Source organism: Noviherbaspirillum sp. ST9 (genome assembly GCF_048799745.1).
In the GTDB taxonomy this organism is placed as follows: Bacteria; Pseudomonadota; Gammaproteobacteria; order Burkholderiales; family Burkholderiaceae_D; genus Noviherbaspirillum.
In genome coordinates this window covers 1-1,078 of the sequence record NZ_JBLWFR010000033.1, presented here as the reverse complement: position 1 = coordinate 1,078, position 1,078 = coordinate 1, and the positions used below count along the sequence as shown (strand labels likewise).

Below are 1,078 nucleotides of genomic sequence, written 5' to 3'. Positions count from 1 at the left end.
CAGGTACAGCGTATCCCCGTGCGTGCAGATAGCTGCGAAGTCTTTAGAAATCATCAGCAGCTGCTCACGCTGGGTTTGCGTTAAACCGTTCTTGGTGGTCTCGATATCGTCTGGAATCAGCAGGTCCGCGCGCTTCCCCTGCAGGGATGCAGTGATACCTACACAGGACACACTGGCGGATTTCTCCAGCGGCTTGAGGTCACAGTGTACGTCATAACCTTCGAAGGAAGTACGGTCCCCACGAGTAGGGTCAGCCTTCAAATAGCACAGCAGCGGCCACGTCTCTATCATACGAATGATTAGGTTCGCAACGTCGGACGCCTGCTTCTCTGCACCGGACACAGTCAGTATACGGCAGGATTGGTCCTGGATGAGCCTCCAGACGGCGTACAGTGCAGCTAGTGTAGACTTAGCCTCACCACGCTGCGCGGCCACCATGCGCTTCCTGGGGCCCTTCTGCATGTACTCTGCAATGTCGGCCTGCATGTCCGTTAGCGTAAAGCCCAGGAACCGCATACCGATGTATGCAAATTCTCGGAAGTCACTTAGCGCGGCAGCCATCATCATAGCGATGTCCTCGCGCTCCTCTTTGGGAATACTGCGCGGATTCACACTATAACCAGTAAGTTTCTGGTTGAGCATGCGCAGTCTTCGCGCAGTCTTCACCGATACCATTAGACAATTCCTTCTAGTAAGTCCTCAGAGTCTGAACCACTAATCTTGTTTAAAATCTCTTGCTTACGCGCCTCTCTACGCGCCGCTAGTTCGTCATCGAATTCGTCACGAAGGTCCTGCATCTCCTCGGAATCTGCATCCGCGGTGATGTCATTGTCCTTCAAGAACTTAGCGATAACGGATTTATCTGCGGCGGGTAGCGGCACCTCATCTTCCTTAGACTGCTTGATTTCTTCAATCAAGGCCTCAGTGAACATACGGTGCAGCTCCGAGAGGCGACTGCGTTTAGCCGCCCCTGCCATGCTCTCCTCCTATCATGTACCTAGCACTCCACTGGTGCGTAGCGCTGCCAGCAGTGCGTTAAATTTAGCCGCTACATCCCCGGTGCCGGTTGCGTCGGATA

General features: G+C 53.9%; 2 protein-coding genes. Both read right to left on the bottom strand.

Going from position 1 to position 1,078, the window contains the following annotated elements; translation table 11 throughout:
• On the bottom strand, positions 1-642 hold a 642-nt coding region (terL, locus tag ACNOHI_RS24555), incomplete at its 3' end, for a phage terminase large subunit (protein ID WP_420477352.1).
• 32 nt (positions 643-674) lie between these two features.
• Complete coding sequence (locus ACNOHI_RS24550) at positions 675-977, bottom strand: hypothetical protein (RefSeq protein ID WP_420477351.1); 303 nt, start codon at positions 975-977, stop codon at positions 675-677.
• Positions 978-1,078 lie beyond the last annotated feature (101 nt).